The following is a 21,354-nucleotide window of genomic DNA, read 5'->3' as shown; positions in this document are numbered from 1 at the left end:
TTCCAGCTTACTCCACGATGACCGCCGTCTCCACCACGGCATGGAACAGCACGTCGGCTCCTGCCGTCGCCCATTCCTTGGAGATCTCCTCGGCCTCGTTGTGGCTGAGACCGTCGACACAAGGGCACATCACCATGGCGGTCGGCGCGACGCGGTTGATCCAGCAGGCGTCGTGGCCCGCTCCCGAGACGATGTTGCGGTGCGTGTAGCCGAGCCGGTCGGCGGCATCACGGATCGCCTTGACGCAGCCCTTGTCGAAGGTGACCGGATCGAAATGGCCGACCTGCTCGATCTTGTATTGGATGTCGAGCGCCTCGCATATCGTGTCGATGCCTTCGCGGATGCGCCCATCCATGGCGTCGAGCACTTCCTTCTCCGGCGAGCGGATGTCGATGGTGAATACGGTGCGCCCGGCGATGATGTTGCGTGAGTTCGGATAGACTTCCATGTGGCCGACCGCGCCGACGGCGTCCGGCTGGTAGTCCATGGCAATCTCGTGCACCAGTTCGATCACGCGCGCCATGCCGAGCCCGGCATTGCGGCGCTTGGGCATCGGCGTCGAGCCGGTATGCGCCTCCTTGCCGGTCAGCGTCACCTGCAGCCATTTCAGCCCCTGGCCATGGGTGACGACACCGATGTCGATGCCCTCGTCCTCGAGGATCGGCCCCTGTTCGATATGAAGTTCGAAGAAGGCGTGGATCTTGCGATCGCCGACTTTTTCCGTGCCCTTCCAGCCGATCCGCTCAAGCTCCTCGCCGAATTTCTTGCCGTTCTTGTCCGTGTGCTCGTAGACATCGGCCTGGTCGAGCACGCCGGCGAACACGCCGGACGCCATCATCGCCGGGGCGAAGCGCGCACCTTCCTCGTTGGTCCAGTTGGTGACGACAATCGGATGTTTGGTCTTGATGCCGAGATCGTTAAGCGAGCGCACCACTTCCAAGCCGCCGAGCACGCCGAGCACCCCGTCATATTTGCCGCCGGTCGGCTGCGTGTCGAGATGGCTGCCGACATAGACCGGCGGCAGGCTGGGGTCGGTGCCTTCGCGGCGGGCAAACATGGTGCCCATCTCGTCGACGCCCATTTCGAGCCCGGCCGCGTCGCACCAGCGCTTGAACAGATGCCGGCCCTCGCCGTCCTCGTCGGTCACGGTCTGGCGATTGTTGCCGCCGGCAACGCCGGGACCGATCTTCGCCATCTCCATGATGGAATCCCACAAACGGTCTGAATTGATTCGCAGATTCTCGCCGGGTGCGGCCATTCAAAGTCCTTCCATTTCATAGTCCGGGCAGGTGGCGGTTCCCATCGCCACCCGCCCAGACAAAGGCAAGTCTAGTCGATCGACCTCAGCACTTCACGCACATGGTCGATCAGTTCGTTGATCTGGCCCTTGGTGATGATCAGGGGCGGCGACAGCGCGATGATGTCGCCGGTGGTGCGGATCAGCGCGCCGCGCTCGAATGCCTTGACGAAGGCCGAGAATGCCCGCTTGGTCGGGCTGCCGGCGATCGGCGCCAGCTCGATCGCACCGATCAGGCCGATGTTCCTGATGTCGATGACATGCGGCTCGCCGTTCAGCGAATGCAGCGCGTCCTCCCAATAGGGCGCCAGTTCCTCGCCGCGCGTGAGCAGGCCCTCTTCCTTGTAAGTATCGAGCGTGCCAAGGGCCGCCGCGCAGGCAATCGGATTGCCCGAATAGGTGTAGCCGTGGAAGAACTCGATCATGTGCTCGGGGCCGGTCATGAAGGCGTCGTGGATTTCCTTCTTCACGAACACCGCGCCCATCGGGATGACGCCGTTGGAGACGCCCTTGGCGGTGGTCATGATATCAGGCGTGACGCCGAAATAATCGGCCGCGAACGGCGCGCCAAGACGGCCGAAACCGGTGATGACCTCGTCGAAGATCAACAGGATGCCGTGCTTGGTGCAGATTTCGCGCAGCTTCTGCAAATAGCCCTTGGGCGGCAGGATGACGCCGGTGGAGCCAGCGACCGGCTCGACGATGACGGCCGCTATGGTCGAGGCGTCATGGAGCGCAACGATGCGCTCCAGCTCGTTGGCGAGTTCCGCGCCATGTTCCGGCACGCCCTTGGAGAAGGCGTTCTTCTCCGGCAGGTGGGTGTGAGGCATGTGGTCGACGCCGCCGAGCAGCGTGCCGAACATCTTGCGGTTGGTGACGATGCCGCCGACCGAAATGCCGCCGAAATTGACGCCGTGATAGCCGCGCTCGCGTCCGATCAGACGGGTGCGCGAGCCCTCGCCCTTCACCCGGTGATAGGCGATCGCCATCTTCAACGCGGTCTCGACCGATTCCGAACCGGAATTGGTGAAGAACACGTGGTCCATGCCCTTCGGCGCAACGTCGACCAGGCGGTTGGCCAGTTCGAACACGATCGGGTGGCCCATCTGGAAGGCCGGAGCGTAGTCGAGTTCGGCCGCCTGCTGCTGGATCGCCTCGGTGATCTTGGGCCGGCAATGGCCGGCATTGACGCACCAGAGGCCGGCGGTGCCGTCCAGCACCTTGCGGCCATCGCTGGTCGTGTAGTGCATGTCCTTGGCGGACACGAACATGCGTGGCGCCTGCTTGAACTGCCGGTTTGCCGTGAACGGCATCCAGAATGCACTGAGATCGTTCGGCGTGACTTTCAGCCGGTTGGACATGACCAAGACTTCCCCTTGTAACCTGTTTCGGTACGTCCAACGCTTGGTCTTTGCCGCGCTTTCGTGCTACGCAAATTTTTGACCGATTGGACAAACGTTAGCACCGCCTTGTCGGCGGTCAAGGGATTACTAGCGGAAATGCGGCTCCTGAAGTGCGTTCCACAGGCCGGGGAAAAACTGGTCCAGAGAATTGGGCCAGACCGCTTTCAACACGAGGGCGCGCAACGGTGAACACCAGCACGGAAGCCCCTCGCCGCACCCGCATCCAGCAGGAGAAGCGCGAGCTCATTCTCGAAGCCGCACTCGAGGTGTTCTCCACCAACGGCTTCCGTGGCTCGACCATCGACCAGATCGCCGAAGCTGCGGGGATGTCGAAGCCCAACCTGCTCTATTACTTTCGCCGCAAGGAAGAGATTCACGAGACGCTGATGCAGCGCCTGCTCGACACATGGCTGGCGCCGCTCAGGGAACTCGACGACATCGGCGATCCCCTGACCGAGCTCAGGAGCTACATCAGGCGCAAGCTTGAAATGGCGCGCGATTTTCCGCGAGAGAGCCGGCTGTTCGCCAACGAGATCCTGCAGGGCGCACCACGCATCATGCCGTTGCTGACCGGCGAACTGAAGACGCTGGTCGACGAGAAGGCAACCGTCATCAAGGGCTGGATGCGCGCCGGCAAGATCGCCAGGACGGATCCTTGGCACCTGATCTTCTCGATCTGGGCGACGACCCAGCACTATGCCGATTTCGACGTCCAGGTCCGCGCCGTGCTCGGCCCGAACCGTGGCGGCGACGGCCGCTTCGGGGACGCAGCGAGGTTCCTGGAGCAATTGTTCCTCGACGGGTTGAAGCCGAAGGCCTGACCCTGCCCTGAAGGCTCAGGCGCTGCGCCGCTCCGCCGGCAGCCTATCAAGCAAGCTCTGGAGCTTGGCGATCGAGTTCTGCTCGGCCAGCGGCGTGTAGACGACCAGCCGCATGTCGGATCCATCGTCGATCGACAGGCTCATATGCTCGAAGGCCATCGCGCCGGCCGTCGGGTGGCGGACGTGCTTCAGACCGGTCAGCTTTCGCGCCACGTCGCGGCGGGGCCACCAATCGCGGAACTCGGGACTCGAGCGCATCATCAGCGCGATCAACCGGTCGAAATCGGGATCACCGACATATTTGGCGCTTTCGGCGCGAAACGAAGCGAGCACCACGCGAGCAAGCTCTTCCCAGTCGACGAGCAGGCGGCGATGGTGCGGGCTGGTAAACACCATATGGACGATGTTGCGGGCGTCCCCTTCCAGCAAGCCATAATCGCCGAACACCGCGGCGGCTGCCGGGTTCCAGGCGAGCACGTCCCAACGCCGGCCGACGACATAGGCAGGCTGCAGGACGAGGCTCTCCAACATGTGCAGCAACGGCCCGTCGACCTTTTCGGGCGTCGCCATACGATGCTCCGGCTGCTGGCGGCCAGCGAGGATGAACAAATGCCGCTTCTCGACAGCGTCGAGGCGCAGCGCCTCGCAGAGCGCCGCCAGCACCTCTACGGAGGGCCTGACTTCCCTGCCCTGTTCCAGCCAGGTGTACCAGGTGGTGCCGACGCCGGCGATCAGCGCCACCTCCTCGCGCCGCAGGCCCGGCGTGCGCCGCCGCGCGCCGCAGGCAATGCCGGCGGCCAGTGGCGAAAGCCTCTCGCGGCGCGAGCGCAGGAAGGCGCCGAGCTCGCGCCGGCGGCTGTCTTCAGCGGAATGAGAAGGAGCATCCATGATCTTATTATAGCAGTACCGATACCAGGATAAAGTTTGATCTGTTTGGCGCGCGCGCGCTGCCCCATCTTCTGTCGAGAGCGACGAATGGAGGCTCAAACATGGACCTGAAAGACAAGACAATCCTGATCACCGGTTCGACCGACGGTGTCGGCCGGGTCGTCGCGCAACGGCTGGGCGCAGGTGGCGCCCGGGTGCTGGTGCACGGACGCGACGCAGCGCGCGGAAAGGCGGCGGTCGTGGACATCGAGGCGGCCGGCGGCAAGGCCGAGTTCTTCGCAGCCGACCTCGCCTCGCTGGCCGAGGTGCGCCGGCTCGCCGAGGCCGTGCGTGAAAAAACCGCTCGGCTCGACATCCTCATCAACAATGCCGGTGTCGGCACGGCGGGCCAAAACGCCAAAAGGCAGGTCAGCGCCGACGGCTACGAACTGCGCTTCGCCGTCAACTATCTTGCCGGTTTCCTACTGACATCGGAACTTCTGCCGCTGCTGAAGGCCAGCGCGCCGGCGCGTATCGTCAACGTCGCCTCGGCGGGCCAGCAGGCCATCGACTTTAGCGACGTCATGCTCACCCGCGGCTACAGCGGCGTGCGCGCCTACTGCCAAAGCAAGCTAGCGCAGATCCTCTTCACCGTCGATCTCGCCGAGCAGCTCAAGGGCAGCGGGGTTACCGTCAACGCCCTGCACCCGGCGAGCTACATGAACACCACCATGGTCCGCCAGGCCGGCGTGACACCATGGAGCTCGGTCGAGACCGGCGCCGACGCCATCCTCAATCTCGCCACCTCGCCTGATCTCGAAGGGCGCAGCGGCCTCTATTTCGACGGCCTTCGCGAATCCCGCGCCGACGCCCAGGCTTACGACAGCACAGCAAGACAGCAACTGCGGAGCCTGAGCCTCGACCTTGTCGGGCAGGCGGCATCGAAGGACCAGCACTCATGACCGAGAAGATCGAACACACAGTCATCATCGGCGGCTCATCCGGCATCGGCTTGGCGACGGCGCGAAAACTGCTCGGCCCGGGCATGAAGGTGACGATCACAGGACGCAACCAGGAGAGGCTCATCGGTGCCTGGAAAAGCCTTGGCGGCGCCGCCGACAAGGCGACGTTCGATGCGTCAAAGCCGAATGAAGTGCGCCAGTTCTTCGAGCGTCTCGGCCCGTTCGATCACCTCGTTCTGGCGGCCAGCGGCGGCAAGGGCCTCGGCCCGTTCCATACCCTTGACCTTGCCGACATCGCTGGCGGAGTCGACGAAAAGGTGCGGCCGCAACTATCCTGCCTGCAGGCGGCCTTGCCGACGCTGGACAAATCAGGATCGGTCACCTTCATCTCGGCGGTGTCCGCCCAACTCGCCACGCCGGGCGTCGCCGGCATCGGCGCCGTCAATGGCATGCTCCTGACGGTGGCGCCGATCCTGGCTGTCGAGCTGAAGCCGCTGCGCGTCAACGTCGTGGCGCCCGGCGTCATCGACACGCCTTGGTGGGACTTTTTGCCGGACGAGCAGCGACAAGCGGTCTTCGCGGAATATGCCGGCAAGACACCGGTCGGCCGCATCGGCCGCGCCGAGGACGTCGCCTCGGCCATAGCCTTTCTCGTCTCCAACGGCTTCATGACCGGCCAGGTGCTGACCTGCGATGGTGGTTTGCGGTTCGCGGCCTAGCTGCAACCGTCAAAGCGACTGGGCGATCAGTGTCAGGAAGCCGCCGCTCAGCGCGATATTGCCAACAAAACCATTGATACGCGACGCACGCTCCTGCCCCTGATGGTCCCAGAAATTGTGGAACATCGGCGTGGCGACGATCAGGAACAGCACCAGCGCCATACAGGCAATCGCGGTCCAGAAGCCTACCATCACCAGCATGCCGGCGACGATCTGCAGGACGATGCCGGCCCAAAGCGCCAGCCGCGCCTGCGGCACGCCTCGCGCGGCCATCAGCCCCGTCAAGAAGCCCGCGTTCTGAATGTTGCGCAGGCCGGCGAAGACAAACCCGCCACCAAGCAACAGCCGGCCGAGAACCAACAAGGCGGCGGGCAAATCGGCAAGCATCAAACGCTCTCCCTTTGAAATAGTGGGAGCGCCGCCTCCCTCGGCGGCGCTCCGATCGTGATCGAGCAATCAGGCGGCCTTGGCGGCAGGCATCGGATGAATGGCGTGGAACGGAATGCAAAGCCGGTTCCAGGTGTTGATCATGCCCAGCGCCACGGAGAGCTTGACCAACTCCTCTTCCGAGAAATGCTCCAGCGTGCGGGCATAGAGCTCGTCCGAAACACCATTGTTGGCGATCAGCGTCACGGCCTCGGTCCAGGCCAAAGCGGCGCGCTCGCGCTCCGAAAACAGCGGCGATTCCTTCCAAGCCGAAACCAGATAAAGCCGCTGTTCGGTCTCGCCGTCGCGCCTCGCCTCGCGGCTGTGCATCTCGACGCAGAAGGAGCAGCCATTGATCTGTGAGGCCCTGAGCTTGATCAGGTGCAGCAGGCTTTCCTCAAGCCCGCATTCGTCGACCGCCTTGTTGAGCGCCGACACCGCTTTCATGATCTCGGGCGCCTTGGCGAAGAACTGGAGCCTCTGTCTCATCATCTTTCCTTTCATGCTTGCTAGGTTGAACGGGATTTCTGCTGCCGCTGGTGGCGCTCGGCGAAAGCGCAGCTTGCCGCGACCGATCGCGGATCGGCGCCTTTCATGAAGTCCGCCACGATGTCGGACAGCCTGACCTCGGCTAGCGCCGCGCGATAGGCGCGCTCCGCCTTCAGCATCGCAGCATTGATGCCGCACGGCCTGACATAGGCCGACGCATCGAGTTTCGTCGGGCCGCGCTGGCGGATTTCGCCGCAGCGGAAAGCCGGCTCGCGCCCTTCGACCGCCAGCACGATGTCCAGCAGCGTGATGCGTTCGGCCGGCTTCGCCAACCGGTAGCCGCCCGCCGGCCCGGGAACCGACTCCAGGATGCGCGCCGCCGTCAGCATGTTCAAATGCTTCAGGAGATAGCTCGGCGACAGGCCGAACGCCTCCGCGAGGGCCGCACCTGGCATGGTGCTGTCGCCATCGACGCCCGCCAGCGTCGCCGCGCAGTGGATGGCCGCTTCGACGCCCTCGCCCAGTTTCATGGTGCGAATCTCCTATACATGGATAATTTATATCCTGGATATTTATTATCTGCAATAGGAAAACGAAAACGGCGCTCGAAGACGCCGCTTTTTCCTCGATTGTTCCGCTCTACTCCGCCGCCACCTTGGCCATCGGGTTGTTCGGGTGCGTGGTCCAGTTGGCATAGACCGGCGACACAGGCATGCCGGTGCGCTGGTCCATCACCCCGGCGGCCAGCGGCTCCATGGTGATGCAGTTGTCGACCGGGCAGACATTGACGCACAGATTGCAGCCGACGCATTCGGCCTCGATCACCTCGAAATGCCTGACGCCGGCGACCACGCTGGTGATCGCCTGGTGCGAGGTGTCCTCGCAGGCGATGTGGCAGCGGCCGCATTTGATGCAGGCATCCTGGTCGATATGCGCCTTGGCGACATAGTTGAGGTTGAGATACTGCCAGTCCGTAACATTGGGCGTGGCACGCCCGATGATCTCGTCGAGCGAGCGATGGCCCTTCTCGTCCATCCAGTTTTCGAGACCGGCGATCATCTCCTGGACGATCTTGAAACCGTAGGTCATCGCCGCCGTGCACACCTGCACGTTCCCCGCGCCGAGCGCCATGAACTCGGCGGCGTCGCGCCAGGTGGTGATGCCGCCAATGCCGGAGATCGGCAGCCCCTGCGTTTCGGGGTCGCGCGCGATCTCGGCCACCATGTTCATGGCGATCGGCTTCACCGCGGGGCCGCAATAGCCGCCATGCGAGCCCTTGCCGTCGATGGTCGGCATCGGCGCGAAATTGTCGAGATCGACACCGGTGATCGAGTTGATGGTGTTGATCAGCGACACTGCGTCGGTGCCGCCGGCATGCGCCGCCCGCGCCGGCTTGCGGATATCGGTGATGTTGGGCGTCAGCTTGGTGATGACGGGCATGCGCGTGTACTGCTTGCACCAGCGCACAACCATTTCGATATATTCCGGCACCTGGCCGACGGCGGCGCCCATGCCGCGCTCCGACATGCCGTGCGGGCAGCCGAAATTGAGCTCGATGCCGTCGGCGCCGGTCTCCTCGACAAGCGGCAGGATCGCCTTCCAGCTTTCCTCGACGCAAGGCACCATGATCGAGGCGATCAGCGCCCGGTCGGGCCACTCCATCTTGACCTGCTTCATCTCGCGCAGATTGGTCTGCAAGTCGCGGTCGGTGATCAGCTCGATGTTGTTGAGGCCAAGCAGACGGCGGTCGGCGCCCCAGATCGCACCGTAGCGCGGGCCGTTGACGTTGACCACCGGCGGGCCCTCCTCGCCCAGCGTCTTCCAGACGACACCGCCCCAACCAGCCTTGAAGGCGCGCACGACATTGTAGGCCTTGTCGGTCGGCGGCGCCGAGGCCAGCCAGAACGGATTGGGCGATTTGATGCCGACGAAATTGTTCCTGATATCTGCCATGCTCATGCCCTCCCGTTCGAGGTCAGTGCCCGGTGGATGGATTCCGCCGCGTCACGCCCTTGCGCCACGGCCGAGACGGTCAGGTCATCGCCACCGAATATGCAGTCGCCGCCGGCCCAGACCTTGGCCAGCGAAGTGCGCCCTTCCGCATCGACCTTGATGCGCCCGGCCTCGAGCTCGATCGCAGCACCGCTGCCGTTGAGCGCAGCGGGGACGAAACTCTGGCCGATCGCCTTGAATACCTGGTCGGCAACGAGGGTCAGCGTCTCGCCGGTGCCGGCAAGCCTGTCGCCGCTCATGGCGGTATATTCGAGCTCGATGGCATTGACCTTGCCGCCTTCGGCAATCACCCGTTTCGGCTGTAGCCAGTGTCGGATGACGACGCCGTTGGCGGCCGCCAAATCCTGCTCGAATTCGGAAGCATTCATATGTTCCTGGCCGCGCCGGTAGCAAATCGTCACCTCTTCGGCGCCAAGCAGCTTCGACTGCACCGCGGCATCGATCGCCGTCATGCCGCCGCCGATGACGACGACGCGGCGGCCGACCGGCAGGCTGGCCAGATCGCTGGCCTGTCGCAGCTCGGAGATGAACTCCACCGCATTGACAACACCGTCCGCATCCTCGCCATCGGCGCGCAGCGCATTGACGCCGCCAAGCCCCGTGCCCAGGAACACCGCGTCATAATTGCGGATCAGGTCGGAAAGCTGATAGTCGCGGCCGAGCACCTTGCCGTTCTGGATATCGATGCCGCCAATCGAGGTGACATAGTCGACCTCGGCCTGGGCGAAATTGTCGACGCTCTTATAGGCGGCGATGCCATATTCATTGAGCCCGCCCGCCTTCGCGCGCGCTTCCAGGATTGTGACGTCGTGGCCATGGCGGGCGAGCCGATGGGCGGCGGCAAGGCCGGCCGGCCCGGCGCCCACCACGGCGACCGCCTTGCCTGTCGGCGCGGCACGTGGATAAAATTGCCTGTTCTCGCTCATCGCGATATCGGTGGCATAGCGCTGCAGCCGGCCGATCTGCACCGGCTTGCCTTCCGCCACCTCGCGCACGCAGACCTCCTCGCACAGCGTCTCGGTCGGGCAGACGCGGGCGCACATGCCGCCCAGAATGTTCTGGTCGAAAATGGTCTTGGCCGAGCCGATCGGATTGCCCGTGGAGATCTGGCGGATGAACAGCGGAATGTCGATCGAGGTCGGGCATGCGTTCATACACGGCGCGTCGTAGCAGAAATAGCAGCGATCGGATTCGACCAGCGCCTCGTGGTGATCGAGCGGCGGATGCAGGTCGGAAAAATTGTCCGCGTACTGGTCGGCAGGCAGCCGGCCGCCTGCAATGCCTTCCCTGAACTGGCCTTCTGCCATCGTCAGTTCCCCTTGTTTTCGTTTTAGGAAAGGCTAGCACGTTTTATTTTTTTATCAATTGGTCAATTTTCGACATAAGCCGCTGAAAAGGCTCGAATAAAACATGATATTTCAGTTCATGTTTTAAGTCCGTGATGCGCGAATATCGAACCTTCGAGGAAAGGCTTTCCGCAAGGCGGCCGGCGCGGCCACGGCGCGCCTGGGACACGCAAATTTTTCCTCCGCTGTCGGATTTCCGTCTCGAAGATCGTCCTATGATGGATCGGAGGACGATCGACGCAAAAGGTGAGGAGACCGATGATGCCGAAATCCCCAATGCCCTTTTTCTGGTACGAATTGATGACATCAGACCTCGATGCCGCCGAGGCGTTCTATACCAAGGTGGTCGGCTGGACCGCGCAACCCTTCGACAAGGCTCCCGGCATGCCGCGCTACATCGTCATGAATGTCGGCGAGCGTGGTGTCGGCGGGTTGATGACGATGCCCGAGGATCCCGCCAAAATGGGCATGCCTCCCGCCTGGCTTGGCTATATCCACACCAGGGATGTCGATGCTGCCACGGCGTCGCTGCAGAAAGCAGGCGGCGCCGTTCATCGCCAGCCCGACGACATTCCGGGCGTCGGCCGCTTCGCCGTCGTCGCCGATCCGCAAGGCGCGACCTTCATGTTCCTGCAGCCGAACGGGCCCGACCAGCCGGTCGTGCCGGCCAGCACGCCGGGCCATATCGGCTGGCACGAGCTTTACACAACCGACTGGAAGGCCGCGTTCGACTTCTATTCCAGCCAGTTCGGATGGACCAATGCCGGCGATTTCGACATGGGACCGATGGGAACCTATCAAACCTTCGCGGCCGGCCCCGAATCCGGTGGCGGCATCATGAACAAACCCGAACAGATCCCGGTGCCGGTCTGGCAGTTTTATTTCAACGTAACCGCCATCGACGCGGCGGCAAAACGGGTGACCGACAATGGCGGCAAGATCCTGATGGGCCCAATGGAGGTCCCCGGCGGCAGCTGGATCGTGCAATGCCAGGATCCGCAAGGCGCCCATTTCGCCTTGATGGCGCCCGGACGGTAAGGGCTCAACGTCGCACAGGAGGACGGCCTTTGATCGTAAGATTGAGGGCCGTGTCCCCAGCTTGGCGCCGAGCTATTCCGGCGTCAGCACCGCGACTTTCAGGCCTGCCTTTTTTGCACCGCTGAACTGGACGGTGGCCGGGCCGGGCGCAAGCTTGAATCGAACGCTCTTGCGAATGTCCGGACAGGTCTTGACCCCGCTGTAGCCGGCCAATTTCACGGTATGGCCGTCCTGAATGACATCAATCCAGGCTTCGCCCGACAGGCTTATCTGGATGCCCCCTTCCGGCGGCACAACCATGCTGGCGACGGCGCCGAATGTGCCAGGCGCGGGGGCACGTTCGGGCGGGAGGGCGAATTCCGCTGTCTCGGCCGGCACCAGGACCAGATCGGCGGCAGCGCCGATCGCCAGCGTCGCCCCTGACGCGGCAGAAGGAGGCGCGGCGAACAGCGCCTGCTCACGCGTTACCGGCCATTTGAACGCCTCGCAGCCGGCGTCCTCGGCCATTGCGAAGCTGGTGCCGGCAAGGATTGCGAAAAAGCTGATGACGACTTTTTTCATGGCGAGAGACCCCAAACGATTTCGACTATCTACAAATCGATACAACCATAGAGATAATAATGCAACCCTAGGAGGAAAATATCGACGCGTTGCGGAACATCTCGCATCACCATTTGTTGATGTTAGGTAGCGGGAAGTGAATGGTCCATCTCAGGACGATAATCTAGGCCGGACCTGGGGGTGAAAACGGAGTTTCAGATGGCGCTTTTCGAAGGCTTGGCCCGATACCAGCCACAGGCGCTCGGCGTTCTGCGCATCATGACCGCGCTGCAGTTCATCGAGCATGGCAGCCAAAAGCTGTTCAATTTCCCGGCAAGCGCCGAACCTCACGCCCTCAGCGGATTGACCCTGACAGCCGGCATTCTCGAGTTCGCCGGCGGCATCCTGCTGGCGCTGGGGCTGTTCACCCGCCCAGTCGCCTTCCTTCTGGCGGGCGAGATGGCGATCGCCTATTTCATGGCGCACATGCCGCGCGGCTTCTTCCCCGTCAACAATGGCGGCGATTTGGCGATCTCGTTCTGCTTTATCTTCCTCTATCTGTTCTTCGCCGGCCCTGGCGCCTTTGCGCTCGACAATCGCCGCGCTGCCTGAGAGCCGGATGCGGATTGTTCACGCCCGCATCCGCTCCAAATTGGCGTCGAACAGCGGTACCGGCTGCATGCGTGCGGCATGGCGCCTGCCGAGGATTTCGATCTCGAAGCCTTCGCTCTCCTCGGCGATCTCCTTCGGCACGTAGCCCATGGCGACCGATTTCCTTGAATGATGCGCATAGCCGCCTGACGTCACCCAGCCACGCACCGTGCCGCCGAACCAGATCGGCTCGTCGCCGATGACATCGGCCTCGGCAGCCTCGACGATGAAGGCCCGCAGCCTGAGCCTGCCGCCCTGCGTGCGCTCTGCCAACGCCGCGGTCTTGCCAATGAAATCGGCTTCCTTGCCATAGGCGACAAAGCGATCGAGCCCTGCCTCCAGCGGTCCGTAGATCGGCCGGTATTCGCGCGCCCACGAGCCATAGTTCTTTTCCAACCGCAGTGCGTTCAGCGCACGGGAGCCGAACAGGCCAATGCCGAACTCCTCGCCCGCCGCCATCAGCGCCTGGAACGCCGCGCGCTGATATTCCGGCGCCACCCAGATTTCATAGCCGAGATCACCTGTGTAGCTGACGCGGCCAACCAGGCAGGGCGCCATGCCGATATCCATCTTGCCAATGGCCATGAAGGGAAAGGCGGCGTTCGAGACGTCCGTCCGCGTGACCTTGGCCAGTACGTCCCGCGCCTTCGGCCCGGCGAGGGCAAGGCCGGTGAGCTTCGCGCCCGATGCCTCGATGCGGACAGAACCATCCGCGGGCAGATGCTTTTCGAACCAGCGCATATGGTACTGCTCGGCAATGCCGGAACCGGCGATGAACCACTCTTCCCCATCTCGATCAAGAGGGCCGAGATTGGCCAGCGTGAAATCGCCGATGAGCTTGCCGTCCTCCTTCAGCATAGGCGCCAGCGTCATGCGGCCTGGCCTCGGTAGCTTGCAGGCAAGCAGCCGGTCGAGCCATGCGGCAGCACCCTCGCCTGTCACGCCATATTTGGCGAAGTTCGAAATCTCGGCGAGGCCGACGCCCCCGCGAACGTTTGCAACCTCCCTGCCGACATGGGCGAAATCGCTCGAGCGGCGCCACGAGAACTCGTCCCTGACGCCTTCCGGCGCGTACCAGAGCGGCACTTCCAGCCCATAGGACACGCCCCATTGCGCGCCCTTGGCCGACAGCAGGTCGTAGACCGGCGTCGTCTTCAGCGGCCGCCCGGCGGGCAATTCCTCATTGGGGAAGCGGATCGAAAAGCGTCTGGAATAGTTCTCGCGCACCTTGGCGTTGGTGTAGGCCATCGTCGCCCAGTCGCCATAGCGCGCAACGTCCATGGCCCAGATGTCGGCGCCGGGATCGCCCTCGATCATCCAGTTGGACAGCGCGAGCCCAACGCCGCCGCCCTGGCTGAAACCGGCCATGACGCCACAGGCCACCCAGAAGCCCGGCAAACCGCGCACCGGCCCGACCAGCGGGTTGCCGTCAGGCGCGAAGGTGAAGGGTCCGTTGATGATCTGCTTGATGCCGGTGTTCTGAAAGGCCGGGAAATGCCGGAAGCCGACTTCCAGTGACGGTGCGATGCGGTCGATGTCCGGCTCCAGCAGTTCGTGGCCGAAATTCCACGGCGTCTGGTGCTCGGACCATGCCTTGTTGGCCTTCTCATAGGTACCCATCAGCATGCCGCCGCGCTCCTGGCGCAGATAGAGCTCGCCGTCGAAATCGACGGCGTGGATGATCTCGGTGCCGGTCTTGGCGTTCCAGGCGGCGACTTCCGGCATATCCTCGGTGATCAGGTACATGTGCTCCATGGCCAGCACCGGCAGTTCGAGCCCGACCATGCGGCCGACCTCTCGCGCCCAAAGGCCACCGGCGTTGACGACATGCTCGGCCACGACCTCGCCCTTGTTGGTGATGACGCGCCACAGCCCGTCGGGACGCCGCACGATGTCCTCGACCTTGGTGAAGCGCTCGACCTCGGCGCCCAGCTTCCGCGCAGCCTTGGCATAGGCATGGGTGACGCCGGAGGGATCGAGATGGCCGTCCTCCTTGTTGCGGACAGCACCGACGAACTGCTTGGGGTCGAGCAGCGGCATCAGTTCGGCCGCTTCTTTCGGTGAGATTTCTTCGAGATCGATGCCGAGATAGCGACCCTTGGCGACGACGCCACGCAGCCAGTCGAGCCGCGCCTCGGTCGCCGCCAGCAGCACGCCGCCGGTCAGATGCACGCCGGTCGCCTGGCCGGAAAGCTCCTCGATCTCCTTGTAGAGGTTGATCGTGTATTTCTGCAGCTTGGCGACGTTGGGATCGCCATTGATCGTGTGCATGCCGCCGGCCGCGTGCCACGTCGAGCCTGAAGTCAGCTCGTCGCGCTCCAGAAGCACGACGTCGGTCCAGCCATGGCGGGCGAGATGGAACAGCACCGAACACCCGACGACCCCGCCGCCAATGACCACGACCCTTGCATGCGATTTCATGATTTCTTCTCTGATATCAGTTAGTTGGACGGGTTGGATGATTCAAAACGGGACGTTCGTGGCGCATCACGGCTCGCCCGCCCCAATCGCTTCCTTGCGCTTGGCCACATAGGCCTCCAGCGCTTCGCGCACGGCGATGTCCATCGGAGGCTCGACATAGTCTTCGAGCGCCTTCTTCCACAACCGCGTGGCGCGCGCGGTTGCGTCGAGGCCGCCGGCTTCCTGCCAGGCTTCAAAATTCTGCCAGTTCGAAAGCATCGGCTGATAGAAGGCCGTCGCATAACGTTCCAGCGTGTGCGGCTCGCCGAAGAAATGGCCGCCGGTCGGCACCGCGCCCAGCGCCTCGACGGCAAGCTCGGCCTCATCGACCACGATCGGGCGCAAAAACTCCATCATGTGCTGGATCATTTCGACGTCGATGATGAATTTCTCGAACGACGCAGTCAGCCCGCCCTCCTGCCAGCCGGCGGCGTGATAGACGAGGTTGCCGTGGCCGAGCACCGCGCCCCACAGCGCCATCAGCGTCTCATAAGCGCCTTGCGCATCGGCGGCGTTCGACGCTGAGCCCGGCGTTGTCCGGTAGGGCAGCCCGTAGCGCCGGGCCAGTTGCCCCGACGCGATGTTAGCTTTGGTGTTTTCAGGTGTGCCGAAGGCCGGCGCGCCCGACTTCATGTCGACATTGGAGGTGAAGGCGCCATACATGACCGGCGCGCCCGGACGCACAAGCTGCGTCAGCACGACGCCGAACAGTGCCTCCGCATTCTGCTGCGCCAAAGCACCCGCCAGCGTCACCGGGCTCATCGCGCCCATCAGCGTGAACGGCGTCACCGCCACCGACTGGCCGAATTCGGCCATCGTCATCAGCCCCTCGGCCATCATCTCGTCGAAACGGCGCGGCGAGTTGACCGAGATGATGGTGGCGATGCCGGGATCGTCGCCCAACTGGTCCAGCGTCAGCCCGCGCGCGATCGCCATCATCTCGATGCCGTCGAGCGCCCTGCCCCGGCCGATCGCCGAGACATGGAAGCTTTTGTCGGTCAGCGTGAGATTGGTGAAATAGGTGTCGAGATGGCGCGAATTGGCCGGCAATTCGACTGGCGCGCAGACCTGGTTGCCGAGCATGTGCACGCAGTTGAAATGCTGCGCCAGCTGGGTCAGATCCGCATAATCGCGCAAATTGCCGGCGCGGCGGCCGCGCTCCATGTCGTGCACATTGGGCGGACCGGCAACGAGCGTGAAATTGATGGTGTTGCCGCCGAGATGAACGACGTTGGCCGGATTGCGCGGTGTAAGGGTATAGTTGGACCGCGTCGTCTTCAGCGCCTCGTCGACCATGCCGCGGTCGATGCGGACGTTCGCCGACGCGTGGTCCACGCTGGCACCGGCCTGCTCGAACAGCGACAGCGCCCGTAGGCTCATCACCTCGATGCCGAAATTCTCCAATATATGCATCGACGCCTGATGGATGGCCTCGATCTGGTCGGACGACAGCAAGGCCATCGGAGGATAGGGATTGGTCACCCGCCTCGCCGGCAACTGCGGGATGGGCCCTGGCCCCCGGTTGCTGGTGCGCTCGGCGCCGCGCTTGCGTCTTGGTTCGTTCATATCGGGCATCAAAGCCTCGGCAAACCGCGCCAGCTGTCAGAAATACGTCGTTTGCGGACGTGATTTTAACCGAGGCGGCATTTTCGAAACATTGATTTATAAAAAGCGACAAGATATGTCGGACAATCAATATGGCACTTTCCGAACCGCCCGCGTCGGCGACGCGTTAACGGGCGTGGCAAGATTCCCTTTATGATTTGAGCCTATTGCTCTGCCGATGCGTAGGTCGAGTTTTAGTAAAATTGTAGCGGTTGGTATGCTGCTGGCACTTTCGGCCTGCGCGACCGCCCCCAGCCACATCAACAATGTCTGCGCCGTCTTCGACCAGAATGACGGCTGGTTCGACAATTGGCAGTCGGCCGCCGAACGCGCCGAGCAGAAATACGGCGTGCCCGTTCCCGTTCTGATGGCGACGGTGCGCAAGGAATCCGGTTTCAAGAGCAACGCCCGGCCGCCGCGCACCAAACTGCTCGGGTTCATCCCGTGGAAGCACGTTTCGTCGGCCACCGGCTTCTCGCAGGCGCTGGACGGTACATGGTCGCAATATCAGAGCGAAACCGGCAACTGGGCGGCGCGCCGGACCAAATTCGCCGACGCCGTCGATTTCGTCGGCTGGTACCATTCCAAGACAGCGGATACCTACGGCGTCGCCCGCAACGACACCTACAATCTCTACCTCGCCTACTATCTCGGCTGGACCGCCTATGGCCGTGGCAACCGTGGCGACGCCGGCGTCCAGGGCTATGCCCGGGCGACCGACAAGATGGCCCGCGACTATGCCCAACAGCTGAGGCAGTGCGGCAGCTGAGAGGCGCGCCGGTCCGTCAGCGCGGCTTCCTGCCGAACACCCTGATATATTCCGCCTCGCCGCCCTTGGCGAGCACCCTGGCCTGCCTGGTCCAGTCCTCGCGCTCGATGCGGCCTTTGAATCTAAGATAGTCGTCGACCCATTGGCGCTCGGCTTTTTTCCACGCGGCGACCTGGGCGTAGGTGAAGATGCCGAGGTCGTTGAGGATGCCTTCTGTTTTCGGGCCGACGCCCGAAATCAGCTTGAGATTGTCGGGTTTGATCGGCCTGGCGATGCCGGTCGGACGGTTCTTGTCGGTGGCACTTGCGTCGGCCAGCCGAGCCGGCGGGGCAAGCGGTGCAACGTATGCACTCTCGGCCTGCCGGCCGTCACCAAGCGTTCTTGGCGTGAACGGCGCGGAGGTTGCGTTGGCATCCGTCGCCGGACGACCAGTCTCCGAAACCTCGTCGCGGACCTCATGACGACGGGCCTTTGAGACGGCTTCGGTTTCCTCTGCGGCCTGCCCCACCGCATCGGCTTCCGTGCTGGTCGTCTTACCATGCGGCCGCTTCGGAGGCGCACCGGCAAAGCCCGGACCGACACCATGCGGCGCGTCGTCCGGCACGCCCTCACGGTCGGCATGCTGCTTGTCGAACTTGATCACCGGCTCCATCGTCGCCAGCACGTCGTCCGAGAGCCAGCACAGGCTCATATGGCCGCCGCCGAGGTTCTTGACCGGCGGCACCTTGGTTTCGCACAGATTGTCCGGCACCAATCTCTTGTAGCCGCAGCGCGTCTGGAATGGACAGCCTGTCGGCGGGTTCATCGCCGAGGGAATATCGCCGTCGAGCACGATGTGCTTCTTGACCACGCTGGTGTCGGCGATCGGGATCGCTGAAAGCAGTGCCTCGGTATAGGGATGATAGGGCGGCGCGAAGATCTGGTCGGTCGTGCCTTGCTCGACGATATAGCCGAGATACATGACGACCACACGGTCGGCGATATAGCGCACGACCGACAGATCGTGGCTGATGAACAGCATCGTCGTCTTGTTCTTGCGCTGGATGTCCATCAGCAGCTCAGTCACCGCCGCCTGGACCGACACGTCGAGCGCCGAGACCGGTTCGTCGGCCACCACCACCTTGGCATCGCCGGCAAAGGCGCGCGCCACGCCGATGCGCTGCTTCTGGCCGCCCGAAAGCTGGCGCGGCTTGCGGCTTTCGAAGGCGCGCGGCAGCTTCACCAGGTCGAGCAATTCCAGCATGCGCTTGCGCCGGTCGGCGACGGTCTTGCCGACGTTGAATTTCTCCAGCGTGCGGATGATCTGCGAGCCGACCGAATGGCTGGGGTTGAGCGTATCGAACGGGTTCTGGAAAACCATCTGGATGGACGACACCGTGTCGACGCTGCGGCTCTCGATGCCGGTCGACTGGATTTCCTTGTTGGCGAGCGTGACCTTGCCGGAGCTCGCCGTCTCGAGCCCGAGCAGCACTTTCGCCAGCGTCGATTTTCCGCAGCCGGATTCGCCGACAATGGCGACGGTTTCGGATTCGCGCGCCGTAAACGAAATCGTTTCGTTGGCCTTGACGACGCGGCCCTCGCTCGAGCCGAACACCTCGCTGCCGCCAACCTTGTAGTATTTCCTCAGATCCTCGATCTTGAGTACCGGTGCGCCAGGCACGACCTTCTCATTGACCTTCTTGGCGCCGGGCGGCAGGGCGTCCCAATCGATTTCGTTGAAGCGCACGCAGCGCGAGAAATGACCTTCATGTCCCGCGACTTCGATCATCGGGATTTCGGCGGCGTTGCAGACGCCCTCGACGAAATGGTGGCAGCGCGGGCCGAAATTACAGCCCTTCGGCCGCTCATGCGGCAGGGGCAGCTGACCGGGGATCGAGATCAGCGGCCGCGAGTTCTTGTCGGCGCCCGGCAGCGGAATCGAGCGGAAAAGGCCCTGCGTATAGGGATGACGCATCCGGTCGAACACGTCCTTGATCTTGCCGGTCTCGACGGCCTCGCCCGAATACATCACCGTGATGCGGTCGCAGGTCTCCAGGATCAGGCCAAGGTTGTGCGACACGAAGATCATCGAGGTGCCGAACTTCTCGCCCAGCCCCTTCACCAGTTCGACGATGCCCGCCTCCACCGTCACGTCGAGCGCGGTCGTCGGCTCGTCGAGGAGAAGCAGCGCCGGCTTCGACAGCAGCGCCATGGCGATGACGATACGCTGCTGCTGACCGCCAGAAAGCTGATGCGGATAGGAGCGCATCATGCGTTCCGGATCGGGAAGCTTCACCGAGCGCACCATTTCGAGCGCACGTTTATAGGCCTCTTCCTTCGACACCTTGTCGTGGATCAGCGGCACTTCCATCAACTGCTGGCCGATCTTCATCGCCGGGTTCAGGCTCGCCATCGGCTCCTGGTAGATCATGGCGATCTTATTGCCGCGGATGCTGCGCAGCTCCTCCTCGGAGAGCTCGCCCATGTCCTTGCCCTGGAACTTGATCTTGCCGCCGACGATCTTGCCGATGTTGGAGAGGTCGCGCATGATGCCGAGCGACACGGTCGACTTGCCGCAGCCGGATTCGCCGACAATGCCCATCGCTTCGCCGGGCATGACCGTGCAGGAAAAATCCATCACGGCCGGTATCTCGCCCTTGCGGGTGAAGAAGGAGATCGACAGGTTCTCGATCTCGATGATCGGCCCATTGTTCGGCCTGGCCGGATTTCGAACTGCCTCGTTCATGGGTCGCTCCAATCCTTGGTTCTTCCGGGCAAGTAGGGTCGAGGACCCCGCCATCAATCCTTCATCGATTGCTCGCGCAGGGAATCGGCGAGCAGGTTCAGCCCCAGCACGAACGACATCAGCGCGATCGTCGGCGGCAGTGCGGGATGGATGAAGGAGCGCAGCAGCCGGCTGGCATCCTTGATCGCGGTGCCCCAGTCGGGACTTTCCGGCGCCAGCCCGAGGCCGAAATAGCCCAGCGTGCCGAGCAGGATGGTGGTGTAGCCGATGCGCAGGCAGGCATCGACGATCAGCGGTCCGCGCGCATTGGGCAGGATTTCCCACAGCATGATGTACCAGGGCGATTCACCGCGTGTCTGCGCCGCCGCAACATAGTCGCGCGTCTTGATGTCCATGGTCAGCCCGCGCACGATGCGGAACACGCCCGGGCTCGAGGCGAACACCACCGCCACGAAGATGTTGAGCTGGTTGGGGTCGATGTGCACGATCTTCAGCGGATCGGCATCGAACACCAGGCCGGCATAGATCCAGCCGCCGACAACCAGCGTCAGGCCGAGCAGGATGTAGATCCGGTCGGGTCGGTTCTTGTACCGCGTCCAGAACAGCACGCAGAAGAAGATGATCGGGAACAGGAAGAACACGCCGGCCAGCGCGTAGGGGATCGGCGTGTCCATGATGCCCGGCGTCACCAGGAGGTAGAACAGCAGGATGACCGGGAAGGCCAGCACGAGATTGGCCAGGAACGACAGCACGGTATCGATCTTGCCGCCATAATAGCCGGCCGGCAGGCCGAGCGTGATGCCGACCATGAGCGCGAAGCCGGTCGCCGCCGGCGCGATGATCAGTACGATCTGGCTGCCATAGACCATGCGCGAAAAGACGTCGCGGGCGAGCTTGTCGCCACCGAACAGATAGGCGAGGCCCGATTGCGGTTCGATGGCTCCCGGCAGCGTATCCTTCATGATGGGAATCTGGCCGAGCGGATCGAAAGGCGAGATGGTCGAGGCGAAGATCGCCGTGAACAGCCAGAACAGGCAGATGGCGACGCCGGCTATGCCGACGCCGCTGTCGAACAGTTGGCCATAGAGAGCCAGCTTCTTCTTGTAGAGGAAGCTCGCGCCCATGACGATGAGAAGCGCGAGCCAGACCAGCCAGAAGCGCCAGAGCACTTCGAGGACGACGGTGGAGGCGCCGATATATTGGGCTTGCATGCGCCGTCTCCC

At 63.3% G+C, this 21,354-nt stretch carries 18 protein-coding genes and 1 pseudogene; 6 read left to right on the top strand and 13 right to left on the bottom strand.

Translation table 11 applies throughout. The features are described 5' to 3' along the window. Positions 1-7: 7 nt before the first annotated feature. Both LB566_RS22500 and LB566_RS22495 read right to left on the bottom strand, forming a co-directional pair. On the bottom strand, positions 8-1,258 hold the full coding sequence (locus LB566_RS22500; protein ID WP_224627132.1) for a Zn-dependent hydrolase: 1,251 nt from the start codon (positions 1,256-1,258) through the stop codon (positions 8-10). A gap of 71 nt (positions 1,259-1,329) precedes the next feature. Beyond that, positions 1,330-2,658, bottom strand: coding sequence for an aspartate aminotransferase family protein (locus LB566_RS22495; RefSeq protein ID WP_140735079.1), 1,329 nt, complete (start codon positions 2,656-2,658; stop codon positions 1,330-1,332). Positions 2,659-2,885: 227 nt separating this feature from the next. Between LB566_RS22495 and LB566_RS22490 the strand changes: the two genes are divergently transcribed. After that, positions 2,886-3,521, top strand: coding sequence for a TetR family transcriptional regulator C-terminal domain-containing protein (locus LB566_RS22490; protein WP_224627130.1), 636 nt, complete (start codon positions 2,886-2,888; stop codon positions 3,519-3,521). Between the two features lie 15 nt (positions 3,522-3,536). Here LB566_RS22490 and LB566_RS22485 read toward each other — a convergent pair whose 3' ends face one another. Beyond that, positions 3,537-4,409 carry a helix-turn-helix transcriptional regulator gene (locus tag LB566_RS22485; protein ID WP_224627128.1) on the bottom strand — a complete coding sequence of 291 codons (873 nt, stop codon included), beginning with the start codon at positions 4,407-4,409 and terminating at the stop codon, positions 3,537-3,539. A 101-nt stretch (positions 4,410-4,510) separates the two neighbouring features. Between LB566_RS22485 and LB566_RS22480 the strand changes: the two genes are divergently transcribed. After that, on the top strand, positions 4,511-5,350 hold the full coding sequence (locus LB566_RS22480; RefSeq protein WP_224627126.1) for an SDR family NAD(P)-dependent oxidoreductase: 840 nt from the start codon (positions 4,511-4,513) through the stop codon (positions 5,348-5,350). Beyond that, positions 5,347-6,069: an SDR family oxidoreductase gene (locus LB566_RS22475; protein WP_224627113.1), complete on the top strand. Its 723-nt coding sequence runs from the start codon at positions 5,347-5,349 to the stop codon at positions 6,067-6,069. Before LB566_RS22480 ends, LB566_RS22475 begins: the two co-directional genes overlap by 4 nt. A 9-nt stretch (positions 6,070-6,078) precedes the next feature. On the opposite strand, the gene LB566_RS22470 is transcribed toward LB566_RS22475, so the two are convergent. The 5 genes from LB566_RS22470 to LB566_RS22450 form a co-directional block, all read right to left on the bottom strand. Next, a complete protein-coding gene (locus LB566_RS22470) occupies positions 6,079-6,456 on the bottom strand; it encodes a DoxX family protein (RefSeq protein WP_224627110.1) in 378 nt (125 codons plus the stop codon). Between the two features lie 69 nt (positions 6,457-6,525). Next, complete coding sequence (locus LB566_RS22465) at positions 6,526-6,984, bottom strand: carboxymuconolactone decarboxylase family protein (RefSeq protein ID WP_140495113.1); 459 nt, start codon at positions 6,982-6,984, stop codon at positions 6,526-6,528. A gap of 20 nt (positions 6,985-7,004) precedes the next feature. After that, positions 7,005-7,514, bottom strand: a complete 510-nt coding sequence (locus tag LB566_RS22460) for an RrF2 family transcriptional regulator (protein ID WP_224627108.1) — start codon at positions 7,512-7,514, stop codon at positions 7,005-7,007. 109 nt (positions 7,515-7,623) lie between these two features. Beyond that, a complete protein-coding gene (preA, locus tag LB566_RS22455) occupies positions 7,624-8,937 on the bottom strand; it encodes an NAD-dependent dihydropyrimidine dehydrogenase subunit PreA (protein WP_224627106.1) in 1,314 nt (437 codons plus the stop codon). 2 nt (positions 8,938-8,939) lie between these two features. Continuing rightward, positions 8,940-10,304, bottom strand: a complete 1,365-nt coding sequence (locus LB566_RS22450) for an NAD(P)-dependent oxidoreductase (protein ID WP_224627095.1) — start codon at positions 10,302-10,304, stop codon at positions 8,940-8,942. A 300-nt stretch (positions 10,305-10,604) separates the two neighbouring features. Here LB566_RS22450 and LB566_RS22445 point away from each other — a divergent pair, with 300 nt between their 5' ends. After that, positions 10,605-11,381 carry a VOC family protein gene (locus LB566_RS22445; RefSeq protein ID WP_224627093.1) on the top strand — a complete coding sequence of 259 codons (777 nt, stop codon included), beginning with the start codon at positions 10,605-10,607 and terminating at the stop codon, positions 11,379-11,381. Positions 11,382-11,453: 72 nt separating this feature from the next. Here the strand turns inward: LB566_RS22445 and LB566_RS22440 are convergent, their stop codons facing one another. After that, positions 11,454-11,942, bottom strand: coding sequence for a hypothetical protein (locus tag LB566_RS22440; RefSeq protein ID WP_181172624.1), 489 nt, complete (start codon positions 11,940-11,942; stop codon positions 11,454-11,456). A gap of 198 nt (positions 11,943-12,140) precedes the next feature. Between LB566_RS22440 and LB566_RS22435 the strand changes: the two genes are divergently transcribed. After that, positions 12,141-12,533 carry a DoxX family protein gene (locus LB566_RS22435; RefSeq protein WP_140516674.1) on the top strand — a complete coding sequence of 131 codons (393 nt, stop codon included), beginning with the start codon at positions 12,141-12,143 and terminating at the stop codon, positions 12,531-12,533. Between the two features lie 18 nt (positions 12,534-12,551). Here LB566_RS22435 and LB566_RS22430 read toward each other — a convergent pair whose 3' ends face one another. Then, positions 12,552-14,993 carry an FAD-dependent oxidoreductase gene (locus LB566_RS22430; protein ID WP_224627091.1) on the bottom strand — a complete coding sequence of 814 codons (2,442 nt, stop codon included), beginning with the start codon at positions 14,991-14,993 and terminating at the stop codon, positions 12,552-12,554. A gap of 66 nt (positions 14,994-15,059) precedes the next feature. Next, entirely contained in the window at positions 15,060-16,598 is a 1,539-nt protein-coding gene (locus LB566_RS22425) for a trimethylamine methyltransferase family protein (protein WP_224627083.1), read from the bottom strand. 217 nt (positions 16,599-16,815) lie between these two features. Between LB566_RS22425 and LB566_RS22420 the strand changes: the two genes are divergently transcribed. Further along, positions 16,816-17,406, top strand: coding sequence for a transglycosylase SLT domain-containing protein (locus tag LB566_RS22420; protein ID WP_140553022.1), 591 nt, complete (start codon positions 16,816-16,818; stop codon positions 17,404-17,406). Between the two features lie 427 nt (positions 17,407-17,833). Here LB566_RS22420 and LB566_RS22415 read toward each other — a convergent pair. Then, positions 17,834-20,131: pseudogene (locus LB566_RS22415) on the bottom strand (dipeptide ABC transporter ATP-binding protein); the annotation flags it as partial. Between the two features lie 53 nt (positions 20,132-20,184). Further along, positions 20,185-21,342, bottom strand: coding sequence for an ABC transporter permease (locus tag LB566_RS22410; RefSeq protein WP_224627081.1), 1,158 nt, complete (start codon positions 21,340-21,342; stop codon positions 20,185-20,187). Positions 21,343-21,354: the final 12 nt, after the last annotated feature.

The sequence above is a fragment of the Mesorhizobium sp. CA13 genome, assembly GCF_020165235.1.
Taxonomy (GTDB): domain Bacteria; phylum Pseudomonadota; class Alphaproteobacteria; order Rhizobiales; family Rhizobiaceae; genus Mesorhizobium.
Note: the sequence above shows the minus strand (reverse complement) of the source record. Positions and strands in the feature narration are given on the sequence as shown.